The sequence below is a fragment of the Peribacillus sp. GL_122 genome, assembly GCF_057835005.1.
Map to the genome: position 1 here is coordinate 1 of NZ_CM174415.1, position 18,544 is coordinate 18,544.

General features: G+C 43.2%; 10 protein-coding genes, 2 tRNA genes and 3 rRNA genes. 14 read left to right on the forward strand and 1 reads right to left on the reverse strand.

The features are described 5' to 3' along the window. The 13 genes from dnaA to rrf all read left to right on the forward strand — a co-directional run bounded on the left by dnaA (window position 1) and on the right by rrf (window position 15,869). On the forward strand, window positions 1–1,350 hold the full coding sequence (dnaA, locus tag AC3ISB_RS00005) for a chromosomal replication initiator protein DnaA (protein WP_057914144.1): 1,350 nt from the start codon (window positions 1–3) through the stop codon (window positions 1,348–1,350). 193 nt (window positions 1,351–1,543) lie between these two features. Continuing rightward, a complete protein-coding gene (gene dnaN / locus AC3ISB_RS00010) occupies window positions 1,544–2,680 on the forward strand; it encodes a DNA polymerase III subunit beta (RefSeq protein ID WP_098370329.1) in 1,137 nt (378 codons plus the stop codon). Window positions 2,681–2,900: 220 nt separating this feature from the next. Then, entirely contained in the window at window positions 2,901–3,113 is a 213-nt protein-coding gene (gene yaaA, locus AC3ISB_RS00015) for a S4 domain-containing protein YaaA (RefSeq protein WP_034316192.1), read from the forward strand. A 21-nt stretch (window positions 3,114–3,134) separates the two neighbouring features. Next, window positions 3,135–4,253 (forward strand): DNA replication/repair protein RecF, encoded by a 1,119-nt coding sequence (gene recF, locus AC3ISB_RS00020; protein ID WP_048687943.1) that lies wholly within the window; start codon window positions 3,135–3,137, stop codon window positions 4,251–4,253. Window positions 4,254–4,265: 12 nt separating this feature from the next. Beyond that, a complete protein-coding gene (gene remB, locus AC3ISB_RS00025; protein WP_098370330.1) occupies window positions 4,266–4,529 on the forward strand; it encodes an extracellular matrix regulator RemB in 264 nt (87 codons plus the stop codon). Between the two features lie 77 nt (window positions 4,530–4,606). Next, the gene (gene gyrB, locus AC3ISB_RS00030) at window positions 4,607–6,532 is read left to right on the forward strand and encodes a DNA topoisomerase (ATP-hydrolyzing) subunit B (protein ID WP_480340154.1); all 1,926 of its coding nucleotides are present in this window, start codon (window positions 4,607–4,609) and stop codon (window positions 6,530–6,532) included. Window positions 6,533–6,628: 96 nt separating this feature from the next. Continuing rightward, window positions 6,629–9,178 carry a DNA gyrase subunit A gene (gene gyrA, locus AC3ISB_RS00035; RefSeq protein ID WP_144552692.1) on the forward strand — a complete coding sequence of 850 codons (2,550 nt, stop codon included), beginning with the start codon at window positions 6,629–6,631 and terminating at the stop codon, window positions 9,176–9,178. Window positions 9,179–9,425: 247 nt separating this feature from the next. After that, window positions 9,426–10,490: an HD-GYP domain-containing protein gene (locus AC3ISB_RS00040; protein WP_489277045.1), complete on the forward strand. Its 1,065-nt coding sequence runs from the start codon at window positions 9,426–9,428 to the stop codon at window positions 10,488–10,490. A gap of 326 nt (window positions 10,491–10,816) precedes the next feature. After that, window positions 10,817–12,367, forward strand: a 16S ribosomal RNA gene (locus AC3ISB_RS00045). Between the two features lie 116 nt (window positions 12,368–12,483). Then, window positions 12,484–12,560: transfer RNA gene (locus AC3ISB_RS00050), tRNA-Ile, on the forward strand. A 16-nt stretch (window positions 12,561–12,576) separates the two neighbouring features. Further along, window positions 12,577–12,652, forward strand: a tRNA-Ala gene (locus AC3ISB_RS00055). A 104-nt stretch (window positions 12,653–12,756) separates the two neighbouring features. After that, window positions 12,757–15,689 (forward strand): 23S ribosomal RNA (locus AC3ISB_RS00060). 64 nt (window positions 15,690–15,753) lie between these two features. Next, window positions 15,754–15,869: ribosomal RNA gene (gene rrf, locus AC3ISB_RS00065) — 5S ribosomal RNA — on the forward strand. The 16S, 23S and 5S rRNA genes sit together here with 2 tRNA genes alongside, the layout of an rRNA operon. Before the next feature lie 79 nt (window positions 15,870–15,948). On the opposite strand, the gene AC3ISB_RS00070 is transcribed toward rrf, so the two are convergent. Beyond that, window positions 15,949–16,914 (reverse strand): YaaC family protein, encoded by a 966-nt coding sequence (locus AC3ISB_RS00070; RefSeq protein ID WP_144529987.1) that lies wholly within the window; start codon window positions 16,912–16,914, stop codon window positions 15,949–15,951. A gap of 111 nt (window positions 16,915–17,025) precedes the next feature. Here AC3ISB_RS00070 and guaB point away from each other — a divergent pair, with 111 nt between their 5' ends. After that, on the forward strand, window positions 17,026–18,489 hold the full coding sequence (guaB, locus tag AC3ISB_RS00075; RefSeq protein ID WP_063236531.1) for an IMP dehydrogenase: 1,464 nt from the start codon (window positions 17,026–17,028) through the stop codon (window positions 18,487–18,489). The last annotated feature ends 55 nt before the right edge of the window (window positions 18,490–18,544 follow it).

The window sequence follows — 18,544 nt, forward strand, 5'->3', positions numbered from 1 at the left end:
TTGGATAACATCGATAGCCTCTGGAACCAGGCGCTCGGAAAAATCGAAAAAAAAATCAGTAAACCAAGCTTTGAAACTTGGCTTAAATCAACCAAGGCTTATTTACTGCAAGGTGATACCTTAACAGTCACCGCTCCCAATGAATTTGCCAGGGATTGGCTTGAAGAACGCTATTCCCATCTTATTTCCGATGTATTGTTTGAACTTACCGGTGAGGAATTGGAAGCAAAATTCATCATTCCCCCCAATCAAGAAGATGATGATTTTACCGTTCCTGTTCAACCTAAAAAGATAAAAAAACAGGACAAAGAGCATGCTGCATTTCCGCAGCATATGCTGAATGCGAAAAATACCTTCGATACATTTGTCATCGGCTCCGGCAATCGTTTTGCCCATGCCGCGTCTCTCGCTGTCGCAGAAGCTCCGGCCAAAGCCTATAATCCCTTATTCATATACGGGGGCGTAGGTCTTGGAAAAACTCATTTAATGCATGCAATCGGGCATTATGTTCTTGAGCATAATCCGAATGCAAAGGTCGTTTATTTATCGTCTGAAAAGTTCACGAATGAATTCATCAACTCGATCCGGGACAATAAAGCTGGGGAATTCCGTGATAGATACCGAAGCGTGGATGTTTTATTAATTGATGATATTCAATTTCTTGCGGGAAAAGAACAAACTCAAGAAGAGTTTTTCCATACATTCAATGCGTTGCATGAAGAAAGCAAGCAGATTGTCATCTCGAGTGACCGCCCGCCAAAAGAGATACCTACACTCGAGGATCGCCTCCGTTCAAGGTTTGAGTGGGGCTTGATCACGGATATCACACCTCCTGACCTAGAAACGCGGATTGCCATATTGCGTAAAAAGGCAAAAGCTGAGGGCCTTGATATCCCGAATGAAGTCATGCTCTATATTGCCAACCAAATCGATTCCAATATTCGTGAGCTGGAGGGTGCACTTATTCGTGTCGTCGCCTATTCTTCATTGATTAATAAAGATATAAATGCCGATTTGGCAGCTGAAGCATTAAAAGACATCATCCCTAGCTCCAAACCTAAAATAATCACCATCTTGGAAATCCAGAAGACAGTCGGTGAACATTATAGTGTCAAACTTGAGGATTTCAAGGCGAAAAAACGGACAAAATCCGTAGCCTTTCCAAGACAGATTGCCATGTATCTTTCCAGGGAGTTAACGGACTCATCCCTGCCTAAGATAGGTGATGAATTTGGAGGTCGCGATCATACGACCGTTATCCATGCGCATGAAAAAATCTCCAAACTCATGCAAACGGACACACAGCTTCAACGTCAGGTTAAAGAAATCCAGGACCAGTTGAGGGTATAATAGATTCTGGATAATGTGAATAACTGATGACTACTTACACACAGTCTGTCCACATGTGGATAGACTGTTTTTCCTTAGGTTGAGTGGACTTATCCACATATCAACAGGCCCTACTACTATTACTACTATCTTTTTTAATAAAAATTATTAATAAATATGCCTATTCGGCAATAAAAAAATTGGAGGATGAAACATGAGATTTATAATCCAAAGAGATCGATTAGTTCATAGTGTCCAAGAAGTAATGAAAGCAGTCACATCAAGGACGACGATTCCGATTCTAACGGGGATAAAAATAAGCGTTACTAGTGAGGGTGTCACTCTAACAGGAAGTGATTCAGATATCTCCATCCAATCATTCATCCCGGCTGAGGTTGACGGAGATGAGATTGTTGAAGTTAAAACTAGCGGCGGTATTGTCCTGAATGCCCGTTTTTTCAGTGAAATTGTCAAAAAGCTGCCGATGGATACTGTAGAAATTGAAGTGGAGAATAACTTTCAAACGATTATTCGCTCAGGCAAAGCTGAATTTAATCTAAATGGACTGGATCCTGAGGAATATCCACATCTTCCGATCATTGAAGAAGAAAATATTTTCAAACTTCCAACGGACCTTTTAAAGACCCTTATCCGCCAAACTGGCTTTGCAGTGTCCACGTCAGAAACACGCCCCATCTTAACAGGTGTAAACTTGAAGGTACAAGATGACGAATTGACCTGTATTGCAACAGATAGTCATAGGCTTGCAATGAGAACAGCCAAAATAGAAAATAAAATTAACGGGACCTATAGCGTTGTAATCCCAGGTAAAAGCCTGAATGAGTTAAGTAAAATCCTTGATGATACAAACGAACTCATTGAAATCGTCATTACCGAAAACCAAGTACTTTTCAAAGCTGAAAATTTATTATTCTTCTCAAGACTGCTTGAAGGAAATTATCCCGATACATCACGCTTGATTCCATCTGATAGCAAAACGGATGTGATTGTTCACACTAAAGATTTTCTTCAAGCGATCGACAGGGCTTCTTTATTGGCGAGAGAAGGAAGAAATAATGTCGTCAAATTGACAACCCTGGAAGGCCGTATAATCGAAGTCTCTTCCAACACTCCTGAAATTGGTAAAGTAATTGAAGAGGTTCAGGCAGAAGCCATTGAAGGTGAAGACCTGAAAATCTCATTCAGTGCCAAATTTGTAATGGATGCTCTAAAAGCATTGGAAGGTTCCGATATAAAAATTAATTTCACAGGTGCAATGCGTCCGTTTGTCATTCGCCCGCTACATGATGATTCCATGCTGCAATTAATTCTCCCGGTAAGGACTTATTAAGCTAAAATAATATTTCAAAAAAATTAAAGGCTTGTATAGCAGGTCTTTAATTTTTTTATATTTAAATATAGGTTTCCAAAGGGTTTTTAGCGTTTTTTCAATGCTGTCCGGAACGCTGAATCGCTAAAAACAAGAACTGAAAAAGCTATACTTTGTCTTAATGGGATTAATTTAGTAAAATGAAATATTAAAGACTACTTAGAAATGAGTGAGGCATGAAATGGACTCCATAAAAATCAATACCGAATATATTACGCTTGGACAATTCCTGAAATTGGCCGATTTGATTCAAAGCGGCGGAATGGCGAAATGGTTCTTAAGTGAATATGAGGTTTACATTAATGGCGAATTAGACGTGAGAAGGGGCAGAAAATTAAGATCAGGTGATAAAATAGAGATTCCTGGATTTGGCACCTACACAATTACAAGCTAAAACATAAGGGAAGAGCGGAATATGTATATTGAAAATATAAGTTTGAAAAATTACCGCAACTATACCGAATTGAATCTGACTTTTGAGAATAAAGTCAATGTAATCCTCGGCGAAAATGCTCAAGGGAAAACAAATGTCATGGAATCCATTTTTGTTTTAGCAATGGCAAAATCCCATCGGACCTCAAATGATAAAGAACTTATTCGCTGGGATGAAGAGTATGCTAAAATAGAAGGAAGAGTTAGAAAGAGAAATACCTCAATACCACTTGAGCTGACCATTTCAAAAAAAGGGAAAAAGGCGAAGTGCAACCATATTGAACAAAGAAAGTTGAGTCAATATGTCGGAAATATGAATGTGGTCATGTTTGCGCCTGAGGATCTTAACCTTGTAAAGGGAAGTCCTCTAGTCAGACGCCGTTTTATAGATATGGAAATTGGCCAGGTTTCTCCCGTATACCTTCATGATATGAGCCAATATCATAAAATACTTCAACAAAGAAATCATTACTTAAAGCTTCTGCAGACCCGGAAACAAACGGATACGACGATGCTTGACGTGCTGACTGATCAATTTATTCAGTATGCAGCGAAAATTGTCGAAAGAAGATACGAGTTTCTTTTAAAGCTCCAGCAATGGGCAGAGCCGATTCATTCGGGGATCTCCAGAAATCTAGAAGTATTGAAAATCCAATATAAACCGTCGCTTGATGTATCAGAATCTATGGATTTGACGAAAATGATAGAAGTATACACAGAAAAATTTGATAAAATAAAAACAAGGGAAATTGAACGGGGTGTAACATTGGTAGGTCCTCATCGTGACGACCTGGTTTTTTTTGTGAATGACCGCGATGTCCAGACATATGGTTCACAAGGACAACAGCGTACGACTGCCCTGTCTTTGAAGCTTGCCGAAATTGAGCTGATCCATGAAGAAATCGGCGAGTATCCCATTTTATTATTGGATGATGTGTTATCGGAACTTGACGATTTCCGTCAATCCCATTTACTGAATACGATACAAGGGAAAGTGCAGACATTTGTGACGACACCCTCCGTTGATGGAATCGATCATCAAACCCTAAGAGAAGCGTCCACCTTTTATGTGAGTCAAGGAAGTATAAAAAAGGTTAAATGATGAGGTGAATGTATGTATCTCCATATTGGTGAAGACATTCTTGTGAAAACGGATGATGTCATAGCCATTTTAGATAAGAAGCTGCTTCAGGCCTCTCCAATCATGAGTGAATTTTTGGAGAAAAAGTCTGATGTAACTTACCATTTAGCAAAAAACTCGGTTAAATCGATTGTAGTGACGGACAAACAGGTATATTATTCACCGCTTGCGTCGTCCACTTTGAAAAAGCGTTCACTGCAGTCATCGCTCTTAATCGATGATATAGATATTCTTTGAAATTAAGCGGTAACGCTTTAATTACTCCAGAAAAATTGATAAATGCCAAAAGAAAAGTGTAGGTGATACGTATGACAATGGAACAAAAAGAAGTACAAGCTCAGGCATACGATGAGAATCAGATACAGGTTTTAGAAGGCTTAGAAGCAGTTCGTAAACGTCCGGGGATGTATATCGGTACGACCTCTGCAAAAGGACTTCACCATCTTGTTTGGGAAATTGTCGATAATAGTATTGATGAAGCGCTAGCTGGTTTCTGTACGGAAATCAAAGTGACGATCGAAGAAGACAATAGCATAACGGTAGTCGATAATGGTCGGGGAATTCCAGTCGGTATCCATGAAAAAATGGGACGGCCAGCAGTTGAAGTGATCATGACGGTCCTTCATGCGGGCGGTAAATTTGGCGGCGGGGGCTACAAGGTTTCCGGTGGTCTGCATGGTGTTGGGGCTTCAGTAGTTAATGCCCTATCCACGGTATTGGAAGTTTATGTTCATCGTGAAGGTAAAATCCATTATCAGCAATTTAACCGCGGTATCCCTAAAGAAGATTTGAAAATTATCGGGGAAACCGATCATACAGGAACGACTGTACACTTCATTCCTGATGGTGAAATTTTCACCGAAACCTTGGAATATGATTTCGATACATTAGCTACACGAATCCGTGAGCTTGCATTCCTGAATAAAGGCTTGAAACTGATCATTGAAGATAAACGTGGGGAAGAAGAGAAGGTCAGGGATTTCCACTATGAGGGCGGTATCAAATCTTATGTTGAGCATTTGAACCGTTCAAAAGAGGTATTGCATGAGGAACCGATTTTCATGGAAGGCGAGAAAGATGGAATTTCTGTTGAATTGGCTCTCCAATATAACGACAGTTATATCAGTAATGTCTTTTCTTTTGCCAATAATATTCATACCTATGAAGGCGGTACACATGAATCAGGATTCAAGACTGCTTTAACCCGTGTCATCAATGATTATGCACGGAAAAATGGTCTTTTAAAAGAGGCTGATTCCAACTTCTCAGGTGAAGATGTCCGGGAAGGTTTAACGGCAATCATTTCGATTAAGCATCCTGATCCACAATTTGAAGGTCAGACGAAAACCAAACTCGGAAACTCTGAAGTAAGAACGGTTACTGATTCCATTCTTTCTGAACGACTTGATGCCTTCTTATACGAAAATCCTGCCGTGGCCCGGAAAATTGTAGATAAAGGGCAAATGGCAGCGAGAGCCCGTATGGCAGCGAAGAAAGCACGTGAATTGACCCGAAGGAAAAGTGCTTTGGAAGTATCCAATCTTCCAGGGAAATTGGCGGATTGTTCTTCCAAGGACCCGGGTATCAGTGAATTGTACATCGTTGAAGGAAACTCGGCGGGAGGCTCGGCAAAGCAAGGACGGGACCGCCATTTCCAAGCCATTTTGCCGCTAAGGGGTAAAATCCTGAATGTAGAAAAAGCGAGATTGGATAGAATCCTTCATAACGAAGAAATAGGTACGATCATTACAGCACTTGGAACAGGCATTGGTGATGAATTCAATATTGAAAAGGCTAGATACCATAAAATTGTCATCATGACCGATGCGGATGTGGATGGTGCCCATATCAGAACACTGATGTTGACATTCTTCTACCGGTATATGCGAAAAATTATCGAGTACGGATATATATATATTGCTCAGCCGCCGCTTTTCAAAATCCAGCAAGGGAAAAAAGTGGATTATGCTTATAATGACCGCGAGCTTGACGAAATCATAGCAAGTTTGCCAAGTACTCCAAAGCCTAACCTGCAGCGTTATAAAGGGCTGGGGGAAATGAATCCAGAGCAATTGTGGGAAACGACCATGAATCCTGATACGAGAACGCTGCTTCAAGTCAGTTTGAAAGATGCTGCCGAGGCAGATGAAACTTTCGAGATGTTGATGGGCGATAAGGTAGAACCACGACGTAACTTCATTGAAGAAAATGCAATTTATGTAAAAAATCTCGATATCTGATTTTTTGACAGGATGCTTTTTACATCCTGTTCTTTACATAGTGAACGAACAGTTAAAACTAAATGAGATATAAGCTTTTTATAGGAGGTTGGCTCCATGTCAGAAAATGAAAGATCAGGTGTAAAAGAAATAAATATAAGTACCGAGATGCGGACATCGTTTTTGGATTATGCGATGAGTGTTATCGTGTCTCGGGCTTTGCCTGATGTAAGGGACGGTTTAAAACCGGTACACCGAAGAATTCTTTATGCAATGAATGATCTTGGAATGACTTCGGATAAACCATTTAAAAAATCTGCCCGTATTGTCGGGGAAGTAATCGGTAAATATCACCCGCATGGTGATTCAGCCGTATATGAAACGATGGTACGGATGGCGCAGCCTTTTAACTATCGCTATATGCTTGTCGATGGTCATGGAAATTTCGGTTCAGTCGATGGAGACCAAGCTGCCGCAATGAGGTACACAGAAGCAAGAATGTCGAAGATTTCGATGGAATTGCTTCGCGATTTAAATAAAGATACGGTTAATTTCCAAGATAACTATGATGGTTCAGAAAGAGAACCAGCCGTTATGCCAGCCCGTTTCCCGAACTTGTTAGTGAATGGATCATCTGGTATAGCAGTAGGGATGGCAACCAATATTCCACCCCATCAATTAGGCGAGGTAATTGACGGCGTATTGGCTTTAAGCAAGAATCCTGAAATTACAATTCCTGAGTTGATGGAATATATCCCTGGTCCGGACTTTCCGACAGCAGGTTTGATTTTAGGGAGAAGTGGAATCAGAAAGGCCTATGAAACCGGAAAAGGGTCAATCATTCAACGTGCGAAAGTCGAGATTGAAGAGAAACCCAATGGTAAACAGGTAATCCTTGTTAAGGAAATCCCTTATCAAGTGAATAAAGCAAGATTGATTGAAAAAATTGCAGAACTTGCTCGAGATAAGAAAATCGAAGGCATTACCGACTTACGGGATGAGTCGGATCGCAACGGTATGCGTATTGTCATGGAGCTTCGAAAGGATGTTAATGCAAATGTCCTTTTAAACAACCTGTATAAGCATACCGCGATGCAGACCACCTTCGGAATCAATCTGCTTGCTTTGGTGGACGGACAGCCTAAAGTATTGAATTTAAAACAATGCCTGCACTACTACTTGGAGCATCAGCAGGTAGTCATACGGCGCAGGACGGAATTTGAATTACGGAAAGCGGAAGCGCGTGCCCATATTTTAGAAGGTTTGCGCATTGCACTTGATAATTTGGATGCAGTCATTTCGTTAATCCGTAGTTCCCAAACTACTGAAATTGCCCGTGAAGGGTTAATGACACAATTTTCACTTTCTGAAAAACAAGCGCAAGCTATCCTGGATATGCGTTTACAACGCTTGACTGGTCTGGAACGTGAAAAAATTGAAGATGAATACCAGGCATTAATGGCCATAATTGCAGAGTATAAAGCCATTCTTGCTGATGAGGAAAAGGTTCTTGAAATTATTCGTGAAGAGCTTCTTGAAATTAAAGAGCGTTTTGATGATAAACGGAGAACTGAAATCACATTAGCCGGCTTTGAAAGCTTGGAAGATGAAGATTTAATCCCAGAGGAAAATATAATCGTGACACTTACGCATAACGGTTATATTAAACGCTTGCCTGCAACCACATACCGCAGTCAAAAACGCGGGGGGCGCGGAATACAGGGTATGGGAACGAATACAGATGACTTTGTCGGTCACTTGTTAACCACATCGACTCATGACACTCTATTATTCTTCACCAACAAAGGTAAAGTCTATCGTTCCAAAGGATATGAAATACCTGAATATGGTAGAACGGCAAAAGGATTGCCGCTTATCAACTTGTTGGAAGTCGATAAAGGCGAGTGGGTCAACGCAATCATACCTGTGAAGGAATTTGCTGACGATTGGTATTTATTCTTCACGACCAGACATGGGGTTTCAAAGCGTACACCTTTGTCTTCTTTTGCAAATATCCGTAATAATGGTTTAATTGCCCTAGGTTTACGTGAAGATGATGAATTGATTTCTGTCCGTCTTACGAATGGAGAGAAACAGATCATAATTGGAACGAAGTCCGGGATGATGATTCGTTTCCCTGAGACGGATGTACGGACAATGGGACGTACTGCAGCGGGTGTGAAAGGGATTTCCTTACGGGCGGATGATGAAGTAGTCGGTATGGAAATTCTTGAAGATGATGAAGAAGTGCTGATTGTTACGAAAAATGGCTATGGTAAACGGACCTCTGCGGAAGAATACCGTATTCAAAGCCGTGGAGGCAAAGGAATAAAAACATGTAATGTCACTGAGAAAAATGGTGAACTTATAGCCGTGAAAACAGTTACGGGTGTAGATGAAGATTTGATGCTGATTACAGCAGCTGGTGTATTAATCCGAATGGAAGTCGAAGGCATTTCTAAAACGGGCCGTAATACACAGGGTGTTAAGCTCATCCGACTCGAATCCGCTGATAATGAATATGTTTCGACGGTAGCCATCGTAGGAAGAGAAGAAGAAGAAGAAGAAAAAGACATGGATATAGAAACGGTCACGACTCCAGATTCTGATTCTGAACCTACTGTAATTGAAGAAAATGAAGAAACTGAAAAAGATACGGAAGAATAATCTTTCCACAAAAAAAGACCCAGGCAATTGAGCGGGGTCTTTTTTTTGTGCTTAAGATGAATTTCAAACTGATTTCATGAGTGTTCGGATTTAAGTAAAAAGACTTATCATATTTAGGAGATTCAAAATGAAAATGCTAATAAATAGAATTTGTTTAGGTATTTAATCATAAAAAAAGGATAGTTTCTACCATGTTTTTCAAGTAGAATGATACTCACCAATATTACCGAGGTGAAACGTTTTGCTTGTGAAAACTCGCTATTTAATCGAAGGCTGCATCCTGTCAAAAGAGATTAGAGGTCTTTCGAACAGACCTATAATGTATGAAAAAACAATATTGACCTGGCAATTAATCGAAGCTTTGCAAGCCTTTTTAATAACAGAGGTAAGCGTTAAAAAAACCTTTATTGATGGAAAGAGATTTCTGCCGAAAGAGGTAATGGATCCAGAATGGGATGAAATGGCATCGGATTTTACGGATTTTTATTTTAAGTCGGTACTAACATATAAACGATTATTTAAAAATTGGCAGGCGGGCAGTAAAATCGAGGTGGCCATGATTCGTTTAATCATGATCCCCCTTATGGACAAGGCTTTAGAGGAACCAGGAAACATTTTGAAGCTGCACCACTATTGCAATAAAGAAGACTATGTATATCATCATGCTATTTCCATTGGATTAATAGGGGGATATATTGCATATAAAATGAAATGCAATAGGGCTGATGTCTATCAAACTGCAATTGGCGGATGTCTGGCAGATTGCGGGATGGCAAAGCTGCCACCAAGGTTATTAAGTAAAACGGCAAGCCTGACAGTAGATGATTATGAGGAGATACATTCTCATCCTATTTTCAGCTACAAGATGATGATTAAAGATAGTTCCATCATTAAGGATAGTGTGAAGATAGCCGTTCTTGAGCATCATGGAAGGTTAGATGGAACGGGTTATCCAAAAAGATTGAAAACAAAGCCCATGAACTTATTCTCAAAAATCATTGCAGTTGCAGATGTATTTCACGCCATGACTTCCGAGAGGACTTATAGAAAGAAACAGTCACCGTTTAAGGTATTAGAAATGATTTTATATGATGACTTTGGTAAATTTGATATTGGGGTAGTTAAAACCTTGTTATCAAGCTTCGCTAATTTTTTCATAGGAAGCAGGGTCAAACTGAACAATGGATTCATTGCTGAAATCATTTTTATTGATGCCTGTTCGGAAACAAGACCGGTCATAAAGGTGAGGGATAGTGAGCAAATTATCAATTTAGGGATTAATCGGGAATTATATATAGAAGAAATATTATAATGTTTAAAGAAAAAGTTTACTCTTAAAAGGTACGCCTTTTCAACTTGATCAGGAGTGCAGTCATAGTATTTGAAATCTATGAATTCGTGTATATTATTTATTTTAAAATAACTATTGCTTTTATTCCCGATACTAGATATAATAACTAAGTCGACAGCGAAAGAAAAAAAGTTGTTGACAAAAAATAATATAGTTGATATATTATTAAAGTCGTTTCTAAGCGAACGACACAAATTGCTCTTTGAAAACTGAACAAAACAAAGCGCCAACGTTAAATTTTAAGTGAGCACACACTATCAAAAAAGCAAATGAGCAAGTCAAACATTTCTTCGGAGAGTTTGATCCTGGCTCAGGACGAACGCTGGCGGCGTGCCTAATACATGCAAGTCGAGCGAATCGACGGGAGCTTGCTCCCTGAGATTAGCGGCGGACGGGTGAGTAACACGTGGGCAACCTGCCTATAAGACTGGGATAACTTCGGGAAACCGGAGCTAATACCGGATACGTTCTTTTCTCGCATGAGAGAAGATGGAAAGACGGTTTACGCTGTCACTTATAGATGGGCCCGCGGCGCATTAGCTAGTTGGTGAGGTAATGGCTCACCAAGGCGACGATGCGTAGCCGACCTGAGAGGGTGATCGGCCACACTGGGACTGAGACACGGCCCAGACTCCTACGGGAGGCAGCAGTAGGGAATCTTCCGCAATGGACGAAAGTCTGACGGAGCAACGCCGCGTGAACGAAGAAGGCCTTCGGGTCGTAAAGTTCTGTTGTTAGGGAAGAACAAGTACCAGAGTAACTGCTGGTACCTTGACGGTACCTAACCAGAAAGCCACGGCTAACTACGTGCCAGCAGCCGCGGTAATACGTAGGTGGCAAGCGTTGTCCGGAATTATTGGGCGTAAAGCGCGCGCAGGTGGTTCCTTAAGTCTGATGTGAAAGCCCACGGCTCAACCGTGGAGGGTCATTGGAAACTGGGGAACTTGAGTGCAGAAGAGGAAAGTGGAATTCCAAGTGTAGCGGTGAAATGCGTAGAGATTTGGAGGAACACCAGTGGCGAAGGCGACTTTCTGGTCTGTAACTGACACTGAGGCGCGAAAGCGTGGGGAGCAAACAGGATTAGATACCCTGGTAGTCCACGCCGTAAACGATGAGTGCTAAGTGTTAGAGGGTTTCCGCCCTTTAGTGCTGCAGCTAACGCATTAAGCACTCCGCCTGGGGAGTACGGCCGCAAGGCTGAAACTCAAAGGAATTGACGGGGGCCCGCACAAGCGGTGGAGCATGTGGTTTAATTCGAAGCAACGCGAAGAACCTTACCAGGTCTTGACATCCTCTGACAACCCTAGAGATAGGGCTTTCCCCTTCGGGGGACAGAGTGACAGGTGGTGCATGGTTGTCGTCAGCTCGTGTCGTGAGATGTTGGGTTAAGTCCCGCAACGAGCGCAACCCTTGATCTTAGTTGCCAGCATTCAGTTGGGCACTCTAAGGTGACTGCCGGTGACAAACCGGAGGAAGGTGGGGATGACGTCAAATCATCATGCCCCTTATGACCTGGGCTACACACGTGCTACAATGGATGGTACAAAGGGCTGCAAACCTGCGAAGGTAAGCGAATCCCATAAAGCCATTCTCAGTTCGGATTGCAGGCTGCAACTCGCCTGCATGAAGCCGGAATCGCTAGTAATCGCGGATCAGCATGCCGCGGTGAATACGTTCCCGGGCCTTGTACACACCGCCCGTCACACCACGAGAGTTTGTAACACCCGAAGTCGGTGAGGTAACCTTCATGGAGCCAGCCGCCTAAGGTGGGACAGATGATTGGGGTGAAGTCGTAACAAGGTAGCCGTATCGGAAGGTGCGGCTGGATCACCTCCTTTCTAAGGATAATTACGAGAGCGCTTTTGTTTTGTTCAGTTTTGAATGAGTGATTCATTCAATTAAATAGCAATCCCGCGATAAGCTTGGGAAGCAGAAGCTTATTATTTATGTGAATGGGCCTATAGCTCAGCTGGTTAGAGCGCACGCCTGATAAGCGTGAGGTCGATGGTTCGAGTCCATTTAGGCCCACCATTCCATTTCCCAAAACGGGGCCTTAGCTCAGCTGGGAGAGCGCCTGCCTTGCACGCAGGAGGTCAGCGGTTCGATCCCGCTAGGCTCCACCAATGAAACAATCACGTTGTGATTGGGACAGCTTGTTCCTTGAAAACTAGATAATAGATAGAAGGCAATTAATTTTTTTCAAAGCATCTGTAAGATCTTTTTTAACGGTTAAGTTAGAAAGGGCGCACGGTGGATGCCTTGGCACTAGGAGCCGATGAAGGACGGGACTAACACCGATATGCTTCGGGGAGCTGTAAGTAAGCTTTGATCCGGAGATTTCCGAATGGGGAAACCCACTGTTCGTAATGGAACAGTATCTTTACCTGAATACATAGGGTACTGAAGGCAGACCCGGGGAACTGAAACATCTAAGTACCCGGAGGAAGAGAAAGCAAACGCGATTTCCTGAGTAGCGGCGAGCGAAACGGAATTAGCCCAAACCAAGAGGCTTGCCTCTTGGGGTTGTAGGACACTCAACATGGAGTTACAAAGGAACGGGGTAAATGAAGTGATCTGGAAAGGTCCGTCGAAGAAGGTAAAAACCCTGTAGTTGAAACTTCGTTCCCTCCTGAGTGGATCCTGAGTACGGCGGGACACGAGAAATCCCGTCGGAAGCAGGGAGGACCATCTCCCAAGGCTAAATACTCCCTAGTGACCGATAGTGAACCAGTACCGTGAGGGAAAGGTGAAAAGCACCCCGGAAGGGGAGTGAAATAGATCCTGAAACCGTGTGCCTACAAGTAGTCAAAGCCCGTTAATGGGTAATGGCGTGCCTTTTGTAGAATGAACCGGCGAGTTACGATTTCATGCGAGGTTAAGTTGATGAGACGGAGCCGCAGCGAAAGCGAGTCTGAATAGGGCGAATGAGTATGAGGTCGTAGACCCGAAACCAGGTGATCTACCCATGTCCAGGGTGAAGTTCAGGTAACACTGAATGGAGGCCCGAACCCACGCACGTTGAAAAGTGCGGGGATGAGGTGTGGGTAGCGGAGAAATTCCAATCGAACCTGGAGATAGCTGGTTCTCTCCGAAATAGCTTTAGGGCTAGCCTCAAGATGAGAGTATTGGAGGTAGAGCACTGATTGGACTAGGGGCCCCCAACGGGTTACCGAATTCAGTCAAACTCCGAATGCCAAATACTTATTCTTGGGAGTCAGACTGCGAGTGATAAGATCCGTAGTCGAAAGGGAAACAGCCCAGACCACCAGCTAAGGTCCCAAAGTATACGTTAAGTGGAAAAGGATGTGGAGTTGCTTAGACAACCAGGATGTTGGCTTAGAAGCAGCCACCATTTAAAGAGTGCGTAATAGCTCACTGGTCGAGTGACTCCGCGCCGAAAATGTACCGGGGCTAAACGTATCACCGAAGCTGTGGATTGACACCATTAGGTGTCGATGGTAGGAGAGCGTTCTAAGGGCGTTGAAGTCAGACCGGAAGGACTGGTGGAGCGCTTAGAAGTGAGAATGCCGGTATGAGTAGCGAAAGAAGGGTGAGAATCCCTTCCACCGAATGCCTAAGGTTTCCTGAGGAAGGCTCGTCCGCTCAGGGTTAGTCGGGACCTAAGCCGAGGCCGAAAGGCGTAGGCGATGGACAACAGGTTGATATTCCTGTACCACCTATACATCGTTTGAACGATGGGGGGACGCAGAAGGATAGGGTAAGCGCGCTGTTGGATATGCGCGTCCAAGCAGTTAGGCCGGAAACGAGGCAAATCCCGTTTCCATTAAGGCGGAGCTGTGATGGCGAGGGAAATATAGTACCGAAGTTCCTGATTCCACGCTGCCAAGAAAAGCCTCTAGTGAGATGTAAGGTGCCCGTACCGCAAACCGACACAGGTAGGCGAGGAGAGAATCCTAAGGTGTGCGAGAGAACTCTCGTTAAGGAACTCGGCAAAATGACCCCGTAACTTCGGGAGAAGGGGTGCTTTTTAGGGTGAATAGCCCAGAAAAGCCGCAGTGAATAGGCCCAGGCGACTGTTTAGCAAAAACACAGGTCTCTGCGAAGCCGCAAGGCGAAGTATAGGGGCTGACACCTGCCCGGTGCTGGAAGGTTAAGGGGAGAGGTTAGCGCAAGCGAAGCTTTGAACCGAAGCCCCAGTAAACGGCGGCCGTAACTATAACGGTCCTAAGGTAGCGAAATTCCTTGTCGGGTAAGTTCCGACCCGCACGAAAGGTGTAACGATCTGGGCACTGTCTCAACGAGAGACTCGGTGAAATTATAGTACCTGTGAAGATGCAGGTTACCCGCGACAGGACGGAAAGACCCCGTGGAGCTTTACTGCAGCCTGATATTGAATTTTGGTACAGCTTGTACAGGATAGGTAGGAGCCTGAGAAGCCGGAGCGCTAGCTTCGGTGGAGGCGTTGGTGGGATACTACCCTGGCTGTATTGAAATTCTAACCCGCGCCCCTTATCGGGGTGGGAGACAGTGTCAGGTGGGCAGTTTGACTGGGGCGGTCGCCTCCTAAAGAGTAACGGAGGCGCCCAAAGGTTCCCTCAGAATGGTTGGAAATCATTCGTAGAGTGTAAAGGCACAAGGGAGCTTGACTGCGAGACCTACAAGTCGAGCAGGGACGAAAGTCGGGCTTAGTGATCCGGTGGTTCCGCATGGAAGGGCCATCGCTCAACGGATAAAAGCTACCCCGGGGATAACAGGCTTATCTCCCCCAAGAGTCCACATCGACGGGGAGGTTTGGCACCTCGATGTCGGCTCATCGCATCCTGGGGCTGTAGTCGGTCCCAAGGGTTGGGCTGTTCGCCCATTAAAGCGGTACGCGAGCTGGGTTCAGAACGTCGTGAGACAGTTCGGTCCCTATCCGTCGCGGGCGCAGGAAATTTGAGAGGAGCTGTCCTTAGTACGAGAGGACCGGGATGGACGCACCGCTGGTGTACCAGTTGTCTTGCCAAAGGCATAGCTGGGTAGCTACGTGCGGACGGGATAAGTGCTGAAAGCATCTAAGCATGAAGCCCCCCTCAAGATGAGATTTCCCATGGCGCAAGCTAGTAAGATCCCTGAAAGATGATCAGGTTGATAGGTCAGAGGTGGAAGCGTGGCGACATGTGGAGCTGACTGATACTAATAGATCGAGGACTTAACCAACGCTTTTTAAAAAATGAAATACCTTCTTATTATCTAGTTTTGAAGGAACAACGTTCCTTTTATGTTTGGTGGCGATAGCGAAGAGGTCACACCCGTTCCCATTCCGAACACGGCAGTTAAGCTCTTCAGCGCCGATGGTAGTTGGGGGTTTCCCCCTGTGAGAGTAGGACGCCGCCAAGCCATTTCAAAGATCAGCCATCCAGCTGGTCTTTTTTCGTCGTTCGGGACAGATCAATTGACCAATTGGATGTTGAAAGGATCAAAAGTGGAACCTCTCGGACTTAATCCATTCAAATATTAAAAATGGCACCTTAGCTTGGCTTATTTTAAGGAATTGCACAATGCAAGGGTAATCATCATTGGGCATGGTTTTCATCAGTTCTGCCCACCATTCTGTTTCATAACGAGCTATTATGCTAAGGTTATAAGAAATCAAATAATGGATCAAAAGTTCAGGTAATGAAAAAGCTGACGAATCTTTATTGAGTGATAGCATGAACTGTCTTTCTGCCAAATTATACCGTATCGGGGAAGAAGCATTATGAATAGGAATGCCATCAGTTTTTAAATGCAGTGTCCCAGGAGCTTCTGAAATACTGTAAACTTGATTCGTTTTAGCTTTCAAAAATTCTTCCATTCGACTGCTGGACATTTGATAGCTATCCAAGGTCGCTGAGGGTAATTGAAAACCGTCCGAAGAGGGTAACATGGCGACGAAATTTTTCTTGGAAACGGACCATGTAAAGTTTTGCATATCCGGAATTTCCTTTATCAGCGTTCCCATGGAAAATTTTTCACCCTCCAGATGCTTTATATGAAATAACTTCTCGGCAATGCAGGTGAAAAGTCCGTTTTTTTGCGTTTTAACTTCATCCTTTAAAAATTCATATTGCTGTTTTTTCTTTTTTCTCGTAGTAACCCCATGGGCAAGCATCGAAGTTGATTCCGGATAGTTGGGATCGATCGTGAGCAGGCAAGCCTTTAACAATTGCGCGAATCCATAAAATGTTAAGATTGGTTGTATGGAAAGTGGTGCAATGGCAGCCTGATTATAATAAGTTTTAGCATGTTCAAGATGGTAAATAAATGGATAACAATTATCGTAACTTTTTATTTCCGCTTCTGCTATTTTTTCATGCGTGTAACATTTTTGTAAAAAAAGTTGTGAGGAAGATGCGGAAAAAAAAGGTGTATATTTATCGAAATTATCATTGTTTTCAGGCATTGCAGCTATCCTCCGAATTAATAGAATAATCAAACTTTTATTTCTCTTCTTGACAGTAGTATGTCCTATTGATAACCTACAAATAATATTTTTAAGCAGGAGGGGAAAATAATGTGGGAAAATAAATTTGCAAAAGAAGGTTTAACCTTTGATGATGTCCTATTAATTCCAGCGAAATCAGAGGTTTTGCCGAAAGATGTTAACCTTCAAGTCAACTTAGCTGAAAACTTAAAGCTCAACCTTCCTATCATCAGTGCAGGAATGGATACCGTGACAGAAGCTGAGATGGCAATTGCCATGGCTCGTCAAGGCGGTTTAGGTATCATCCATAAAAATATGTCCATTGAAGCACAGGCTGAACTGGTGGATAAAGTAAAACGTTCAGAAAGCGGTGTAATTACCGATCCATTTTTCTTAACGCCGGATCACCAGGTATTTGATGCAGAGCATTTAATGGGTAAATATCGCATTTCGGGTGTTCCTGTAGTCAACAATATAGAGGACCAAAAACTTGTGGGTATCATTACAAACCGTGATTTGCGATTTATTTCCGATTTTTCCTTGAAGATTTCCAGTGTCATGACTGTAGAGAATCTGGTCACAGCGCCAGTGGGAACTAACTTGGAACAAGCAGAGAAGATTCTTCAAAAGTACAAAATTGAAAAGCTTCCCCTTGTAGACGATAATGGAGTCCTTAAAGGACTTATTACGATCAAGGATATCGAGAAAGTCATTGAGTTCCCGAATTCGGCGAAAGATAAGCAAGGAAGATTACTTGCAGGTGCTGCAGTCGGAGTGACTAAGGATACAATGAAGCGTGTAGAAATGCTAGTTAAGTCCCATGTCGATGCAATCGTACTTGATACTGCTCACGGTCATTCAGAAGGCGTCCTTGAAATGGTGAAGGAAATCCGCGGGACATATCCTGAATTGACGATCATTGCCGGTAATGTGGCAACGGCTGAAGGAACGAAAGCATTGATTGAAGCGGGTGCCGATGTAGTCAAAGTGGGAATCGGACCAGGGTCAATCTGTACGACAAGGGTTGTGGCTGGTGTAGGTGTTCCACAAATCACGGCAGTTTTCGATTGTGCGACAGAAGCAAGAAAACATGGTAAAACGATTATCGCTGATGGCGGAATTAAATACTCTGGTGATATCGTTAAAGCCCTGGCTGCAGGCGGACATGCAGTAATGCTTGGCAGCATGCTTGCAGGTGTAACTGAAAGCCCAGGCGAAACGGAAATTTTCCAAGGTCGCCGTTTTAAAGTATATCGGGGTATGGGCTCCGTTGCTGCAATGGAAAAGGGATCTAAAGATCGTTACTTCCAAGAAGATAACAAGAAATTCGTACCGGAAGGCATCGAGGGGCGCCTTCCATACAAAGGACCTCTTTCAGATACCATTTTCCAACTGATTGGCGGCATTCGCTCAGGTATGGGATATTGCGGTACAGCCACATTGGAAGAGTTGAGAGAAAACTCTCAATTTGTCAAAATGACCGGTGCCGGGTTAAGGGAAAGCCATCCTCATGATGTACAAATTACCAAAGAAGCACCAAACTACTCAATGTAATGAATTTAACATATAATCGTCATTAAAATTTATTGTTAAAATAGACAGAGTCTGC

Coding starts and splice junctions, on each gene's coding strand:
- dnaN (WP_098370329.1), top strand. CDS start 1,544: ATGAGATTTATAATCCAAAGAGATCGATTAGTTCATAGTGTCCAAGAA.
- yaaA (WP_034316192.1), top strand. CDS start 2,901: ATGGACTCCATAAAAATCAATACCGAATATATTACGCTTGGACAATTC.
- recF (WP_048687943.1), top strand. CDS start 3,135: ATGTATATTGAAAATATAAGTTTGAAAAATTACCGCAACTATACCGAA.
- remB (WP_098370330.1), top strand. CDS start 4,266: ATGTATCTCCATATTGGTGAAGACATTCTTGTGAAAACGGATGATGTC.
- gyrB (WP_480340154.1), top strand. CDS start 4,607: ATGGAACAAAAAGAAGTACAAGCTCAGGCATACGATGAGAATCAGATA.
- gyrA (WP_144552692.1), top strand. CDS start 6,629: ATGTCAGAAAATGAAAGATCAGGTGTAAAAGAAATAAATATAAGTACC.
- AC3ISB_RS00070 (WP_144529987.1), bottom strand. CDS start 16,914: ATGCCTGAAAACAATGATAATTTCGATAAATATACACCTTTTTTTTCC.
- guaB (WP_063236531.1), top strand. CDS start 17,026: ATGTGGGAAAATAAATTTGCAAAAGAAGGTTTAACCTTTGATGATGTC.